Source organism: Shewanella sp. SM95 (genome assembly GCF_025653595.1).
GTDB classification, from domain to species: Bacteria; Pseudomonadota; Gammaproteobacteria; order Enterobacterales; family Shewanellaceae; genus Shewanella; species Shewanella oncorhynchi.
In genome coordinates this window covers 1-15,370 of sequence record NZ_JAKKSE010000041.1, presented here as the reverse complement: position 1 = coordinate 15,370, position 15,370 = coordinate 1, and the positions used below count along the sequence as shown (strand labels likewise).

At 44.3% G+C, this 15,370-nt stretch carries 8 protein-coding genes and 4 pseudogenes; 5 read left to right on the top strand and 7 right to left on the bottom strand.

The window, feature by feature from the left end:
* Window positions 1–1,629: 1,629 nt before the first annotated feature.
* From L5M29_RS23770 to L5M29_RS23050, 5 genes and pseudogenes are all read right to left on the bottom strand, one after another.
* On the bottom strand, window positions 1,630–2,949 hold the full coding sequence (locus L5M29_RS23770) for a methyl-accepting chemotaxis protein (protein ID WP_262917206.1): 1,320 nt from the start codon (window positions 2,947–2,949) through the stop codon (window positions 1,630–1,632).
* A gap of 50 nt (window positions 2,950–2,999) precedes the next feature.
* A complete protein-coding gene (locus L5M29_RS23070) occupies window positions 3,000–5,543 on the bottom strand; it encodes an EAL domain-containing protein (protein WP_263149249.1) in 2,544 nt (847 codons plus the stop codon).
* Between the two features lie 134 nt (window positions 5,544–5,677).
* On the bottom strand, window positions 5,678–6,424 hold the full coding sequence (gene istB, locus L5M29_RS23065) for an IS21-like element helper ATPase IstB (RefSeq protein ID WP_106651310.1): 747 nt from the start codon (window positions 6,422–6,424) through the stop codon (window positions 5,678–5,680).
* A 10-nt stretch (window positions 6,425–6,434) separates the two neighbouring features.
* A pseudogene (istA, locus tag L5M29_RS23820) lies at window positions 6,435–7,998 on the bottom strand (IS21 family transposase).
* Window positions 7,999–8,324: 326 nt separating this feature from the next.
* Window positions 8,325–9,596, bottom strand: a pseudogene (locus L5M29_RS23050) (IS4 family transposase).
* Window positions 9,597–9,698: 102 nt separating this feature from the next.
* Between L5M29_RS23050 and L5M29_RS23045 the strand changes: the two are divergent.
* On the top strand, window positions 9,699–11,279 hold the full coding sequence (locus tag L5M29_RS23045) for a methyl-accepting chemotaxis protein (protein WP_263149244.1): 1,581 nt from the start codon (window positions 9,699–9,701) through the stop codon (window positions 11,277–11,279).
* Window positions 11,280–11,437: 158 nt separating this feature from the next.
* Here the strand turns inward: L5M29_RS23045 and L5M29_RS23040 are convergent, their stop codons facing one another.
* Window positions 11,438–11,647, bottom strand: a complete 210-nt coding sequence (locus L5M29_RS23040; protein ID WP_181159814.1) for an antitoxin Xre/MbcA/ParS toxin-binding domain-containing protein — start codon at window positions 11,645–11,647, stop codon at window positions 11,438–11,440.
* Window positions 11,648–12,349: 702 nt separating this feature from the next.
* On the opposite strand from L5M29_RS23040, the gene L5M29_RS23035 reads away from it, so the two are divergent.
* Complete coding sequence (locus tag L5M29_RS23035) at window positions 12,350–12,943, top strand: DUF998 domain-containing protein (protein ID WP_411568950.1); 594 nt, start codon at window positions 12,350–12,352, stop codon at window positions 12,941–12,943.
* A gap of 118 nt (window positions 12,944–13,061) precedes the next feature.
* A complete protein-coding gene (locus tag L5M29_RS23030; RefSeq protein WP_041413298.1) occupies window positions 13,062–13,766 on the top strand; it encodes a hypothetical protein in 705 nt (234 codons plus the stop codon).
* 596 nt (window positions 13,767–14,362) lie between these two features.
* Here the strand turns inward: L5M29_RS23030 and L5M29_RS23025 are convergent.
* Window positions 14,363–14,602 carry a helix-turn-helix domain-containing protein gene (locus tag L5M29_RS23025; protein WP_014611597.1) on the bottom strand — a complete coding sequence of 80 codons (240 nt, stop codon included), beginning with the start codon at window positions 14,600–14,602 and terminating at the stop codon, window positions 14,363–14,365.
* A gap of 340 nt (window positions 14,603–14,942) precedes the next feature.
* Here L5M29_RS23025 and L5M29_RS23020 point away from each other — a divergent pair.
* Window positions 14,943–15,113 (top strand): annotated as a pseudogene (locus tag L5M29_RS23020) (IS4 family transposase); the annotation flags it as partial.
* A gap of 107 nt (window positions 15,114–15,220) precedes the next feature.
* Window positions 15,221–15,370 (top strand): annotated as a pseudogene (locus L5M29_RS23015) (IS4 family transposase); the annotation flags it as partial.

The window sequence follows — 15,370 nt, the reverse complement described above, 5'->3', positions numbered from 1 at the left end:
TCGTAAGCTCGAGCATGAAGGGCTCTGGCGTCCATATCATTGCTTAAACGCCAAAGGTAATCCCTCACTCGAAGTGCATTTTCACTGCCTAACGCATTCCAGCGGGGTAATTTTGAAAGTCCTGTAGCTGAATTATCGGTTTTACCAACAAGGGTGCAGGTCACGCAGCCAAACCGTGCCTTACCCCCACAACCACTGTTTTTCTGCCCCACAATGATGTCGCAAACCTCATTTGAGCCATCACATTATATTCACTAAACCTAAAACCACTTTCGTGAGTGAATGAGCTACGAGTGCCTTATATATGGGCTTCTCAAGCAATTCAGTCTCAATAATTCTTTACGAAAATTGCAAGATTTGTAAATGTAGAGCTTTTTCGTCTGAATATTTTCAAATTCAAGCCCGTTATTCTTTACAAAAATTGTATCAAATTGAACTGGTGAATAGCTACTAACTCACTCGACACTAAAGAAGTTTGGTCGATTCAAACCTTAATTTGGTGGAAATTAGTGGGCGTTCACACCCGTCAACACTGAACTCAACTGCCGGCAGTACTAGCTTGCCGACTATATCTTGTGAACGTTGTTTTAAAACAGCTGCGTTAATAGCGGGTTTGTGCCAGAAGCGGATATTCACTAAGCTTCGATTAAATCTGCGCTTTTCACTGAAAGCTGACATTCCTGACAAAAACTGAAACGGAGCTCTCGAAAATTTCGATACATTCACGAAATTCCAAATGGTTTATATGGGAAGTGCTATCCATGTCTATTTTGAACTACTAACCAGTTTGTATTTGTCAGTCAGTAGTATGCAATCTTGTCAAATGTTATATATGTATTTTCAAATTACTTGGTGTGTTTATTCACGCTTTGCTCGTCCCATAGCTAGGTACTCGCTACCAAAGGTTTGAGATTGATGAATTTTTACGTTAGCGTTGCAGTATTTTAAAAACTCAAAAGGGTTGTCCCTGCTTAAAAGCGTGGTTTTTCCTTTTGATGAAATTGTTAGCAGTAAAGAGGTTCTGATGGACTTAGCTAAGAAATTTTATTTTGCTTGGTGTGATAAAGTAAATGCACGTAAGAAAGAGCTTGAAAATACCTGGAGAAACTCTAAAGCCTATACAAAGACAATTATCCATTCAAACAGCTTTGTGCACCTTATCTGGAGCTAAATATTCTCCATAGATTTCATTCGAGCAAAAATCATGGGTTTTATTTAGGTAAACTGCCTCGCTGATAATGACTATCATGACAGTCAAAAACACACTTAATTTTAGTTCAGTTTTGTAAAGCATAAACTACCTATAAAGACTGGTACAGATAATGCTCTTATTTGGAATACTGTGGTGGCTAGTTAGGTAAATATGAATTCTGCTTTATGTTTAGTCAGGTTCTGATGTGCTTTGACATTTATTGAACCTATATCCGGCGCAGCTCGAAAGATTGGGTGGCCATCAGTGATCACTTTCTCCCTTCCTGCCAGAAGAAAAAGGCTAACACTGACGGCCTGAACGCATTCATTGAATTATAAACTAACGCTGTTTTATCTGTTACTTTTTCAAAGATTTTAAGGCTAAATGTTGTCCGTAATCCTACCTCCAAAGAAAGGATAGCACGAGGAATGGAGCGGTTATGGATCTAAGTGATTGGTAAATTGCCCTACAGCACTAACAACCTTCTTAGCCCCATCCTGGATCTCAACCATCACCGAACCCGATTGAGCGGAGAGTTCTAGCGCATGATGAGCCTGCACCTTTCCTTGTTCGATAATCTTTACCGCTTGTTCAGCTAGTTTTTGGTTTTGGAGTACGACATCAATAATCTCTACTGTCGCTTTAGTCGTGCGAGATGCCAGATGGCGCACTTCATCTGCCACCACCGCAAAACCGCGTCCCTGCTCACCCGCTCTTGCTGCTTCAATCGCTGCATTTAATGCCAGCAAATTGGTTTGGTCGGCAATACCACTGATACTTTTGATTATGGTACCTATAATTTGCGATTGTTTATCTAACGCGGCAATACCGGCGGACGCGTCTTCCATTTGCTCAGAAAGCTCCTGCATCACAGTAACCGTTTCCTTTAACACTTCGCTGCCACGAACTGATGCTGCATCGGTATGTTGCGAAATTTCATAAGCAACATCTGCCGCTTGTGCTACTGCTAACTCGCGATCAACTTGTTCGGTAATGACGGTCGCAAATTTCACAATCTTATAGAGCCTTCCATGTGAATCGGATATGGGATTGTAAGACGCTTCAAGCCATACGATATCACCACGGCTGTCCAGACGCTGAAAGCGCTCGGCGACAAATTCTCCTCGGTTTAATTTCGCCCAGAATGACCGATAACGATCAGAGTTATACTCCTGCTCTGTACAAAATAGACGGTGATGTTTACCCACGATCTGTGCCAGACCATAGCCCATAGCGTTGAGAAAACGATTATTGGCGGTAATAACATGACCGTTGAGGTCAAACTCAATCACGGCTGTAGAACGCTGTAATGCTTCAATAAGGTTCTCATGCTCCTTGGATGCTTCAATTGTCCTAGTCAGGTCACTGGCATAGATGGAGACATGCAGAACTTTACCTTTCGTATCTTGTACTGGTTGCAAAATCACTCTTAACCAGGCTTCTTCACCATTACCACGGTACACTTGAGCGGCACCAGCCCAATGCTTACCTTGTTGGAGCGCTTCTTTCATTCGCCGGAAATGATCAGTTTTTTGCGCATAAGGAGGTACAAGCTCAAGCCACGATCTACCCATCAACTGACTACCGCTGTATATCATTTCTTGTTCAAAGTTTGAGTTAACCGCTGTTATGCTTCCTTTTGGGTCCATAATTACGGACAACATTTCACTATCTAAGCTCCTTTGAACTTGCTGCAGAGAAGACAATTCTTCTTGTAGCTGCAGAACTTGTTCCTTTAACTTTTTATTTAAAAACATTTCGAACTCCCGTCGACACAATGCACTTCAATAGCAAATAGTATGAACATTTAGACTGTTTTTGCATTTTGGATCCATTGCTCCAAGTCAATGGAGCTTAGCGGTTTTGATAGTAAGTATCCTTGAGCAACATGGTAACCTTGCCCCTTCAAAATCTGATACTGACCTTCCTCTTCAACACCTTCTGCGACCACCTTTAATTGCAAACTTTCACCAATCCGCAAGACTGCATCGCTCAGAGCACGGCTGGTTGCATCATTTTCTAAATCCAGTACAAAACTTCGGTCTAACTTTAATTCATGGATTGGTAATCTGCGTAAGTAGCTTAAACTCGAATAACCGGTACCGAAATCATCCATTGCCAAGCGTATCCCTTGAGCGTGAACCTCATTGAGCACTTTCATTGTGCTGGGATTTGTGTCGAGTAAAACACTTTCTGTCAGCTCTAATGTTAAATCGCTCGCTTGCAGGTTATGTTGAGTTAGTGTTTGCGTTATCATTCCGCACAAGTCTAAGTTATGGAAATTACTAGGCGACAAATTCACGGAGATTGCAGGAATGTTGATCCCTTTTCTTCTCCAGATCGCCATTTGCTGACAGGCTTCTTTAATAGCCCAGTGGCCCAGAACTCCAATTAACCCGCATTCTTCTGCAAGTGGGATGAAGCGAGCTGGAGATACTGTTCCAAACTTAGGATGTTCCCAGCGAGCCAACGCTTCAACGCCATATAATCTACCTTCAGACATGCTTATTTGAGGTTGAAAGTGTAGTTTTAGTTCGTTATTTTCTATCGCTTCTCGCAAAGCATTTTCGAGCTCCTGGCGCTCTTGAGCCAACTGATTCAGTTCATGACTAAAAAAGCTAAATCGGCCTCGACCAGTGCTCTTCGCCTGATACATGGCCATATCTGCACGATGGATAAGTGAGCCTATGTCATGGCCATCTTGTGGGTATAAACTAATCCCTATGCTGGCAGAAGGTGACAAGGTAGAGCCTCCGATCTTGCAAGGCTGCGAAATATTGAGCTTTATTTCCTCAATAATTTCGGTGACATTACTCACTTCACATCCTGGTAAGACGACGACAAACTCATCACCGGACAAACGACCAACAATGTCGGTTTGTCTACGCTGAAAGCTCAAACGCTCTGCAAATTGTTGGAGTAATGCATCACCGGCGGGATGACCAAGTGAATCATTCACCTGCTTAAACCGATCAATATCTATAAAGAGAACAGCTAAAGTCGTCTTGCTTCGTTTGGCTTCAATAAGCGCATGCTCAGCCTTTGCGTGTAACAAGCTGCGATTTGGAAGCTCCGTTAAACTGTCATAGAACGCTAACTGACGTATATTCTGACGGCTTTCTTCTCGCTCCATCGCCAAAGTGCACAATGGAACGATGGCTTCAACTAATCGCTGATGAAATGCTGATGGTTGGCGCTTCTCTTTGTAATAAAATGCCAGGGTTCCAACACATAACCCTTTGCTGTTTTTAATGGGGGTAGCCCAGCAACTTTTGATGCCTAGAGGAAGAATGTCCGCTCGAAGGTCCATCCATAACGGATCGGTTTCAATATCACTTACTACAACCGTTTCTCCGCGAAACGCCGCCGTGCCGGAGGTTCCTACACACTCGCCTATTGGCATTCCTTCGAGCACGTTTTTATAAGCCTGTTCCAGGCTAGGTGCTGCTAGAGGGTGTAACTTATTTTCATCATCAACCTGAAGCACCGCTGCTATAATTTCAGGAGCTATACGCTCAATTTCTCGACACGCAATTTCCATCAAGTTCTCAAGAGGCTCTTCTCTGGCCATCGCATCGAGAATGCAATGTTGCATAACTTCATGCATTTTCGCGCCTGTGATATCAGAAAGAATACTCACCGTATACGTCAAGCTATTATGATCATCAAGAATGGGATTGACAGTGATGCTGCTCCAGATCCGCTCGCCACTCTTTACATGTGTCAACTCTTCCGACTTAACGGGCAGCCCATTAAGCAATTTTTCATGCACTTTGGCTATTGAGGTCTGAGATAAATTCGGAGTAAGTAAAGCCGTAGGATGAAGTCCTTCAACCTCTTTTGCCGTGTAGCCGAACACTTTTTCAAATCCAGCGTTTACATAAATAATCTTCCATTGTCCGTCAGTGATAATAATTGCACTGTCCGTTTGGTCTGTCACCAGAGATAAAAGCCGTAACTTTTCTTTTTCGTAATACTGCTGAGTTACTTCTTTAATAAAGGCTGTATAGAGAATTTGCCCCTCGCTCTCTACCTTCGAGATAGACATTGCACCCCAGCGACAACCGCCATCTTTACGGTGAATTGGTACATCTCGACTAGTCCCTACAATTTTGTTAATTCCGGTTGTTCTATTTGCATTGATGTAACTGTCATGTTCTGGTCGGATATGCAGAGGTACCAAAATTTTTACGTTTTCCCCAATCACTTCATCCCTGGAATACCCCCACAACTTTTCAGCAGCTGCGTTGAACAGGACTATACAGTTTTGAGAGTCAATGACGACGACACTGTCTATAGCCTGCTCAAGAGTTTGAATAAATATGTCTGACAGATTACGTGCAATTGGCATTTTATTTCCTTACAAAGCTATCAGTTAAAAACTTTATTTTGCAAAAAGACCATCATGTGCGTATTTCGGTTTGTCCGGCCAGCTGTTTCGGTATCGTCCGGCCATCTGATCTTTTCTTCGTAACCCCTCACTTTTTAACTTACTTCCGCTGGTTCAGCCAGACTTTTTTTCCGTTGCGATTCTCCTGTTAATTCCAGTCGATGGGCGTTGTGGATCAATCGGTCTAACAGCGCATCTGCTACCGTCGGATTTTCCATGAGTCCATACCATTCACTGACCGGTAATTGGCTAACGATCACTGTGCTGCGTTGCTCGTATCTGTCTTCAATCACATCCAGCAGATCGCTGATTTGTTTACCCTTAAATCCTTCTAACCCCCAGTCGTCCAGGATCAATAGGTCCAGCTTTTGCAACTGGCTTAATTGCTTTAAATAACTGCCATCGGCATGCCCCAGTTTCAACGCTTCCATCAGGCGACCCAGTCGGTAGTACCTCACCTTTTTATTCTGTCTGCACGCTTGTTCTCCCAACGCACAGGCCAAATAGGTTTTGCCGCAGCCTGTTGCTCCCGTGATGAGTACGTTTTGGCCGTAGTTCAGGTGATGCCCTTGCAGCAGGGGGGTCAGTTGCTCTGGTCGTATGCCGCGTCGTGCCGGGTATTTCAGCTCCTCCGGACTGGCCCGAAGTCGCAGCCCAGCATCTTTGCGCAGCCTCATCAGGCGGGTGTTGTCGCGTGAGAACTGCTCTTGCTCCACCAATAAGCCCAATCGTTCTTCGAAGCTCAAGCCGTTGTAGTTATGCGGATTTTGCCGTTGCAGCTCCAGAGCTTTGGCCATCGCCGCCATTTTCAGCTGGCGTAATTGTGTCATGATCAGATCCATTATTCTGTCCTTATTGGTAGTGGTGAGGACCACGTAAGTTGGTGTGTATAAGTGCTGGGGCGCTACTTTCGGTGTCAGGTTGAGTTTGATCGAAGCCGTTTTTCAGCAAGTTTTTAATAAAGCCGGTGAACGTCGCCTGTTGTTGCAGTGCCATGCCGCAGGCGCGTTCCAGCCGTTTGCTGCCATAACTTTTTTGCAGGCCAAGCAGTGCCAGACAGGTGCGCTGTGCCAAGACCGGATGAGCTTTACGCTTCTCTATCGCCAGCACCACGCCTAGCGTATCCGGCCCTATTTTCTCTGCCCATTGCCTTAATCGCTCTGGCCCCCATTCCTGATGCGCGGCGTGGGCTGGTGGCAAGTGTGATAACTCCGAGGTTTGACCGAAGGCTTTGCTACTTCGCACATGCTGCGCCACACACTGGCCTTTGTGATGCACCCAGATCATGGTGGCAGTGGCCTGTATTTCCAGCCGCTCACCGCACAAGGCATGCGGTACCGAGTAGTAATGTTTATCGAACTGCAGGTGGTAATCCGGTCCCACTTTGGCCACTTTGTATTCGGTGTATTCATACGGGAATGCAGGCAGCGCTTTGAGCGCAGGCTGGTCAATTTGTTGGAACAAGTCTTTACGGCTTAATCCGTTATAAGCTTTCATTGGCCGCTCGTTTAGCTGGTGATTCAGCAATCGGATCGCCTGATTCAGTGCCTCCAGCGAGTAAAAGATCTGGTGGCGAAGCCGCGCTAATACCCAGCGCTCAACAATCAGCACAGCACCTTCTACTTTGCTTTTATCCTTTGGTTTTATCCTTTGGTTTATAAGGACGCGCAGGCATGACGGTGCATCGGTAATGTCGCGCCAGTGCCTGGTAATCACTGTTGATGGACGGCTCAAACTTGTCAGCTTTGGCCACAGCAGCCTTGAGATTATCCGGCACCAATAAGGTCGGCACACCGCCTAAAAAGCTCAGGCAACGGCTGTTGGCCATCAGCCAGGACTGCTGATCCTGCCCGGCACAGGCTTCGATATAGGTGTAATTGGATGCACCTAAGGTGGCCACGAAGATGGCGGCTTTGCGGATTTCGCCAGTGCGCGGGTCGACAATGGGCACCGTGGGGCCACAGAAATCGATAAAGAGTTTCTCGCCTGCATAATGCTGTTGGCGCATCGAACGGCGCTGCGAGCCTTTCCAGCGGCGATAATGTTCGCAGAATTGGGTATATCCCAGCGCTGCGCGGCCATGTTCAGCTTGGTACTCCTGCCACAATAACTGCTTGGTTAGCTTCGGATCTTTTAACTCCAAATCGATACGTAACCAGTCGGGCAAGACCCGTTTGGTCTGGTAATCACGTCCTGGCAACAGAGCCTGATCAAGGGTATTTAAGGACACCTCTGGGGCGAGAGGCCATGCAAGGTTGAGGTTATTAAAGCGGGCAATTAAATCAGTCACAGTCGAGCGGCCAATGCCCAGGGCAAGGGCAATTTGGCGGTGGGACAGCTGATCGTCAAAACACAGCCGGAACACTTCCAGATAAGTTCTCATATCGGTTCTCATCAATTTCTTTTTGCGTGTCATACAAGCTCCGGCTGACAGGGAAACCCCAGTTATGCCGCAGCACCTGAAACGAAGAAAGAAAAAGATGGCCGGATGATACCGAAACGACTGACCGGATCACACCGAAAGAGGTGGCCGGACGATACCGAAACTACTGGCCGGTTCACACCGAAACAGGTGGCCGGACGATACCGAAATGACTGGCCGGTTCACACCGAAATGAGTGGCCGGACGACCCCGAAATTCGCAATTTGGTTCCTGAGTATCCAGAGGCTTACTACTTAACGGATCTTCGTATCGCGTTTGAGCATGAAAATGATTTTGCTCATACGTATGTCCTTAAGAGCTTAAGCTGCTGATATATTTAGATTAGTTAGCATTTTAAACACCCCGTTTTTTTGATCCCTCTTCAAATTCTGACGCTGGCAACGTTGTGCTAAAAATGCCAATGCTTCATTTATGGCCGTCACTAAATCTGCGCCATGGCTTCTGGCAATATCTAAACAAAAGGGTAAACCACCAGATATGGGCTGATTTTGCACCGGTAAACAGTGAAATCACCCGGTTATACTTTTGTTGTGCCGCGTTGATAAGCCACCGTTTTAAGGTTGCCACAAGCAAGCTTCCCCAGATCAGCGTTTCGACTATTGTTGGATGATATGTGTCGAATTTATTCAAATTATTCATCGACTTCCATTCTTTGAATAGCAGTTCAATCTGCCAGCGGACACGGTAGAGGTCGCCGACAACTTCTGCGGGAAACGGTTGCCGATCAAGGTTGGTGCACACCAAAACATGTCTTTTTTTGTGATCTAATGCGGCAAATGCCACACAACGATAAATTGGACCATCCGGCCAATGCACGTCTAAATCCAACGCACCTGTACCGGGTAATTCTTTTAGCCATGATTTCAGCGGTTTTGCCTGCTGGCTTTTGTTGCAACCGGCCATTGGATTCACGCTGTTGCTCATGCGGATGATGAAAAAAGCGCTGGCGTCTTGCAATTCCTGGACATAAGCCTTTGAAAAATAACCCGCATCTGCCATAAATAAGCAACCAGCTAAGGATGAGGCTGATGGCAAATACTCCCGCTCTGGCGCAATATCTTCGGTCAGGCTTACGCGCTGTGGTTGTCCTTTGAACACATCATAGGTGACATGCAACTCAACCGCAGCAGGGTTGTGTACGTTAAAACGGCCTGGAAAATAGTGCATTAAGTCGCCATGCACCGCGAAACTGGTGCCATCTTGCAAAATAATACGTTCAAAAACGTCTTTATACTTCTCTCGCAGAGTAAGCATATCTGGAAGATGCACAGCCAGTGCTTTTTCAAACACTTCACGCATAAACTCAGGCGCAGCCATTTTAACCAACTGTTTATGAAAAGGTTTTAGCTGTATGTTGGTGAAGTGCATATGATTAAATTGACGGTGGATATCGGTAATAGAATTCGTAGTCCCAGAGCCAAGGGCGCTGACCAACGCCATGCAGAACTTATGCGGCGTGACCTGGCGACGACGTTTCATAAATCCGGTTTTTGCCCAAGCGTATCAAGCTCATCTGGAGAAAAAAGTCGTTCAAAAGCGTTTAAGAATGGGCTATCTTGTTCGTGCTTCATTCGTTTTGCCTGCAAAGGTGATCTTTTTTATTCGCAAAATCAATTAGATCACGAATGAAGCACCTTTTCAAATCCTAAAGATCATACGTAGGTGGACCCAATATGAAACAGAATTTACCGGTCACCGGCGTGGAGCAGCGTTTTTCTGCCCAAGCCAATATTCTATCGACCACTAATCTTGATGGCAAAATCACTTATATTAACAAAGACTTTATTGATATCAGCGGCTTCAGCAAAGAAGAGCTAAAAGGTCAGAACCACCACATTGTCCGCCACCCTGATATGCCACCCGCCGTATTTAAAATGTTTTGGGCTGATTTACGCGCCGAAAAATCCTGGATGGGTATTGTCAAAAATCGCTGTAAAAACGGTGACCATTACTGGGTTGATGCTTATGCAACGCCGATTAAAAAGAATGGCAGAACCGAGGAATATCAATCGGTAAGGCGTAAAGCAAAGCCTGAATTTATTACTCGGGCAGAAGAAGTTTACGCCGCCATCCAGGCTGGAAAATCTTTACGCAAGCTGGGCGATTCACTATCGCTGCCCGCCAAAATATTGATTACACTCTTTGCCGGCTTACTATTGCCGGTACTGGTTTATCTCTTAAACTACTCCGCCTTACTCGTACTATTAGCCACAATTTTTAGTACCTTTGTTGTCAGCGCCGCAGTCTTCGTCTTTAGCCAACCTTTACTGCTCGCATTAACGAAACTCAAAACCATTTCTGAAGATAAGGTCGCGCGCTACGTCTACACCGGTCGAAATGATGAAGCCGGGACTTTGTTACTGGCGGTTAAAAAACTTGAGTCTGAGAACGCGGCATTAATTGGCCGCATCAATGATATGTCGTCAACCTTAAGTGAAAATGCCCAAAGTTTAAGTGCTGCCGTAACACAATCTGAAAATGGCACCTTACGTCAGTTTGAACAAACAGAGCAGGTTGCAACGGCAATGGAACAGATGGCCGTGAGTATCCAAAGCGTATCCATCAACGCAGCCGAAACTTCTACCGCCTCTGCTGACGGACTGGCAATTGCCAACTCCGGCAAACAGGTTGTTGATGAAAATGCCAGCACCATTAATGAATTGAAACGTCTCATTCACTCGGCGTCGCAGGTCATCAATAACGTTGCCATAAGCAGCAATGAAATTGAAAAAATCCTCGACGTTATTCTCGCCATTGCCGACCAGACTAATTTGTTGGCGTTAAACGCAGCCATTGAAGCTGCACGAGCAGGTGAGCTTGGCCGGGGCTTCGCGGTTGTTGCCGATGAAGTGCGCTCTTTGGCCAATCGCACCCAAGAATCCACTAAAGAGATCCGCGGCGTCATTGAGCAATTACAAAGTGGTGTCCGACAAGCCGTCAGTGCCATGCGATCCGGTGAAGCGGCAGCGGAACAGAGTGTGGCAAAAAGCCATGCCACGGCGCAGGCTCTGGAAAATATCCTGAATGCGATTAGCACGATTTCCCGCATGAGCGAGCAAATTGCGCGGGCAGTAAATGAACAAACGTCGGTGGTAAACTCGGTCAGTGAAAGCGTGCTTATTATAAAAAGTAATGCGCAGGAAAACCTCGATGCCGTTAAATTAAGCGGAAAGGTTGCCGAAAAGACGGTCAATATCACCAGAAGATTGGATCAGCTAACCAATCAGTTCTGGGCGATACAGCAAGGGATCTAGCCATGCGCACCCTAAACCTGATTTATCGCTCGGAACAGGAGCTGCAGGCATACTTATCCGAGCACAGGCTGACTGAATGTCAGGTTTCAAGACAAAGCCGAGATTCGTTTTTTCGTGAGCGCATGTTGTGAGCGTCCGCAACTCGCTCTTAGCTGACTTTAAGCCATATCCCCAAACTTCATTTCTTGCAGCACCTGAAAAAGCTCGGCACGTTTATCGTCTGTTGCAAGCATACTACGAGGATACTGTCCGCCTAGCCTAGGAATAGGCGTATCAAGCCACTCATTTATCTTGGCGGTGTCATTGTCAAAGAAGGCATTTAGCTCCTGCTCGAGCTGTGCTTTTGAACAAGCTTGATTATGCTGCATTTGCATACCTTTTCCACGTTTGGCAGATGGGTTGTTTTAAAGCATAAATCCGGGTGGCCTTTTTATCCCGCTCACAGGTGTGCGTTTATATAATAGTTTGATAATTCTTAATAATGTTTGATCATTTATATAATAGTTTGATATTTTTTGGCTCTTTTGGTGAATGTGCGGATTAAGAGTTAGCACATTTTTGCCCCAAAGTGAGTTTCGCAGTTCAAAAGCTAAATTGGGCTAGTAAAACTTTGGCTATAGAAAAGCTAATGTGATGTGGTTACTTTCAACCTAGAAGTTTTGCTCGTCCGATCTCTCAAAGCCAGTACGTCTGTCAGGATAACGACTCCTTCGAGACGTAGCGTAATGACCGATAGCGAAAGCAGCCAGCCTTATGGGGTTAAGCCGATGAGGGGATAGGGTGTGAGTGTCAGCCTGAATCTGGGGCCAAAATGCTGTCAACCAAGGTCAAAAATCAGTCAAAAGTGAGCGTAAAAGAATGAGAAAGCAAAAACGATATCAAGTGATTACCCTCCAAACTGTATAAAAAACCGCTACCGCAAAAAAGCAAATTCCTATAGCATCATTTATACCAATTGACATGGATGTGGCAGCGGCCAAGTCCAACAAGTGATTTATGCCCTGCAAACAGCGCAGCGCATAAATACTAAGACGTTAGTTTACAAAGGGAGCTTGGTTTTGTTTGATGGTATGTTTGTCTACTCAGGATTAATTTCCACAATTTGGATCATCGTCGGGATTTATGTGGCCAGTCGATTCTACGATGGCTATGACCACTCTAAACAATTTTGCAGTGAGCTGGGTGCTACAGGAAGCCCAACCGAGAAATTGTCACCTTTGATCAATAATTATCCATTAGGTTTTCTGTTTTGTTTTTTCGGTTGGTATGTAGCGCAACTTTCGAACGTGTCAGTTTTGGTTAACATTGCAGGCTGGCTAGTCATAGTGCATGGTATCGGTACATGGGTGGCTGGTTATTTTCCCATGGATGCGGATCCATTTACAAAAAATCCAACATTCAACTGTAAAGTGCATTCTTGGGCGGGTTTTATAATGCTGCTTTCATTACTTGTAGCACCAATATTAATCGCAATCAGCCCAACGACAACAGTAATACCCGCATATTTTCGCGTGTTTTCCATTATTACTGTTATTGCGAGCGTTTATTATTTATTTGCTATGACTAGAGCATTTAAACAACAGAGTAATCCAGGCGCTCATCAACGCATATCATATGGCTGTCAATTGGCCTGGTTGAGTGTCTTTTCAATTGTTTTGTCTTAATTGTAAACTAACAAAACAAGGCAGCGGGACAATAAAAAGCAGGCTCTCGTCGCTTCGCTCCAATTATTGCCAGCTTTTTATTGCCCCTGCTTGGGGTGTTAGCTTTCATGGAGGATCTGTGCACAAATTTGGCATCGTAGTATTTATGATTGCTGCAACGGTGGTGCTTATCGGGGGTATATTTCAAAGACATGCAATTGCCTGCGATATACTGCCGCTAATGAATTACCAGCGGCTCAATAGTGAGGTATTTCTTGCGGGTGACTTTGCTGAACAGCAAGCCCAAATCATAAGCGAACTTATTGATTCGGCGTCAGAACGAATTAGTCATGTTTATGGTAAACCGATATCTAAACCGAGATTTGTCATTGCTGCTGACATTCAAGGTGCTGCAAATTGGGGGGCAAATGAGACGGCCTCGATGCATCGAATGCCTTGGCGAGCTTGTATAATAATTGGTCCTAAAGGACAAAACGTTGATGTGATCGCCCATGAGTGGCTCCATGCTGAAATCCAGCATCGAGTTGGCTTCTTTCGTTTCCTAAAGGAAATTCCTGTTTGGTTTGATGAAGGTGCCGCACTTACACTTGATTACAGAAAACCGTTTTTACCTGAAAATATTAACCTGTTTGCTGAAGATGTTACTTCGGTAAAAAACCTGAAAAGCGGCAAAAGTTTTTTTTCGAATAACATAAGACAAAACTATCAGGCATCACGAATTGCCGTAGAACCTTTGATACGCCCAAAACAGTTTTTCAATGACCTTGAGAAGATTGCTTCTGGTGAGTCATTTGAAAATGTATTTTTAAAAGCTAACAAATAAGGATAGGCTGCGCGTAGCCGCGACCTTATCCGAAGTGTTGAACAAGCCCGATGCTGGTTGTTGACACTTTATTATGCAAATAGCGGATTGAGAATTTGTGCTGGCGAAGGTCTTATTTTGAAAGAGACTTTTATGCAGGCATGGCCCGCCCTTAGCGAACGAGCTAATATTTTTATCACTTGTTCATCAAGCCGTTGTCGAGTCCTCATTTTGTTTGGTTAACCCGTTATCCTTATACTTCTCAAATTTTCCGCTGCGCTCCAAATTCGCCGCAGAGCGTGGCGTTAAACCCATAGAAATTTTTATCCGAAACTGACGAGTTAGAGCAAAGGGTCTATCACGCTTTTGTCCAAAAGCGAGTTACTTACTCTTTAGCCATACTATTGCGTTTTCTTTGCTGATTAAGAGTGAAACATTAAAGACTGATAGATATGTGACTATTTATGCATATTGTGCTGCATAAACTTAGTTTTGCATGAATCTGTTACGATCATGCACAAAACACGTTGATTAAGCGCTAAAACACGCGAAAAATGCACTTTAACAGTTATTAACATGCAAAATTTTCTGCGTTATGTTACTAGAAAATGTAATCATTAAAGAAAATCAGCATCTCGAATACAGTTCCCCAAGGCATCATCGCAAGTGATATCTAATTCTTTAAAAATGACATGAAGTACTTGTACATCCAAGTTTTCAACACTTCTATTTTCAATTTCCCAAAGTAAAACCTTACTTAAACCTATTTTCTCCGCGACGTTATCCAATGATAACCCTTTATTTACCCTAGCAATTCTCAGTTTATTACCAATATCAAAATTAGTATTGATTTTCATTGTTACAAGATACTCTTAAGTAAGGCGTTACATTTAAAAAATTTTGTATATTATTTCTTGCACCCAGAATTTAACCGTAAAACTAGATAAAAATGATTGCTCAAATGCCATAAAACTCTCTATTACTAACCAATGAATATTACTATTCTAATAATTTCAAAAACTCTGTGGTCAATAGCCTTGTTGGTGCAGTAAGAAATCGATTTAACTGAAACGATATCAATATACATAGCCCTGAAGAATCCCCTGATGATTTACAAATAAATCATCAAATTAGGGTGGAAGCGCATCTTGTTGCATGATCAAATGGTTTCGCTAAAAACTACACTTGGACAACAAGATGCGCGAAGCCAATATCCTACAACATTCTTTACACCAATACTGCCCAGAACTTCACCTAAAACGATTAAACAGCTTGATGCTGGCCTCTAAGGCACTGATTGAATGTAAGACACTGACCTTGACTGAGTTAGGTCGAAATTTACCAACCACGGCCCGAACCAAGCACAACACTGAAGAATCCCCTGATGATTTACAAATAAATCATCAAATTAGGGTGGAAGCGCATCTTGTTGCATGATCAAATGGTTTCTCCAAAAACTACACTTGGACAACAAGATGCGCGAAGCCAATATCCTACAACATTCTTTACACCAATACTGCCCAGAACTTCACCTAAAACGATTAAACAGCTTGATGCTGGCCTCTAAGGCACTGATTGAATGTAAGACACTGACCTTGACTGAGTTAGGTCGAAATTTCGAAATT

Bases quoted from the DNA above. Each gene is read 5' to 3' on its own strand.
- L5M29_RS23770 (WP_262917206.1), bottom strand. From the start codon at position 2,949: ATGTTTTTAAATAAAAAGTTAAAGGAACAAGTTCTGCAGCTACAAGAA.
- L5M29_RS23070 (WP_263149249.1), bottom strand. From the start codon at position 5,543: ATGCCAATTGCACGTAATCTGTCAGACATATTTATTCAAACTCTTGAG.
- istB (WP_106651310.1), bottom strand. From the start codon at position 6,424: ATGGATCTGATCATGACACAATTACGCCAGCTGAAAATGGCGGCGATG.
- L5M29_RS23045 (WP_263149244.1), top strand. From the start codon at position 9,699: ATGAAACAGAATTTACCGGTCACCGGCGTGGAGCAGCGTTTTTCTGCC.
- L5M29_RS23040 (WP_181159814.1), bottom strand. From the start codon at position 11,647: ATGCAGCATAATCAAGCTTGTTCAAAAGCACAGCTCGAGCAGGAGCTA.
- L5M29_RS23035 (WP_411568950.1), top strand. From the start codon at position 12,350: ATGTTTGTCTACTCAGGATTAATTTCCACAATTTGGATCATCGTCGGG.
- L5M29_RS23025 (WP_014611597.1), bottom strand. From the start codon at position 14,602: ATGAAAATCAATACTAATTTTGATATTGGTAATAAACTGAGAATTGCT.